This is a genomic window from Agrobacterium sp. a22-2 (genome assembly GCF_012276985.1).
Taxonomy (GTDB): Bacteria; Pseudomonadota; Alphaproteobacteria; order Rhizobiales; family Rhizobiaceae; genus Allorhizobium.
Genome location: NZ_JAAXMM010000085.1, coordinates 1 through 418, shown reverse-complemented (window position 1 = coordinate 418; position 418 = coordinate 1). Strand labels below are relative to the sequence as shown.

At 60.5% G+C, this 418-nt stretch carries 1 pseudogene; it reads left to right on the top strand.

Annotated elements, in window-relative coordinates:
• A pseudogene (gene hasF / locus HFC70_RS26485) lies at positions 1 to 418 on the top strand (multidrug efflux transporter outer membrane subunit HasF); the annotation flags it as partial.

Below are 418 nucleotides of genomic sequence, written 5' to 3'. Positions count from 1 at the left end.
GCACAAGCGGCTCGCTGGCGCTGACGCAAACCATCTTCGACATGTCGAAATGGCGCCAACTGACGCTGCAGGAAAAGACCGCCGGCATCTCCGACGTCACCTTCCAGACCGCTGAACAACAGCTTATTCTCAACACGGCGACCGCTTACTTCAACGTGCTGAAAGCGATCGATACGCTGTCCTATACCCAGGCGCAGAAAGACGCGGTGTACCGCACGCTGGATCAAACCACCCAGCGTTTCAACGTGGGTCTGGTGGCGATCACCGACGTGCAGAACGCCCGCTCGAACTACGACACCGTGCTGGCGGCGGAAGTCTCCGCCCGCAACGATCTGGACAACGCGCTGGAAACGCTGCGTCAGGTCACCGGCACCTTCTACCCCGAGCTGGCCTCGCTGAACACCGATCGCTTCAGCAC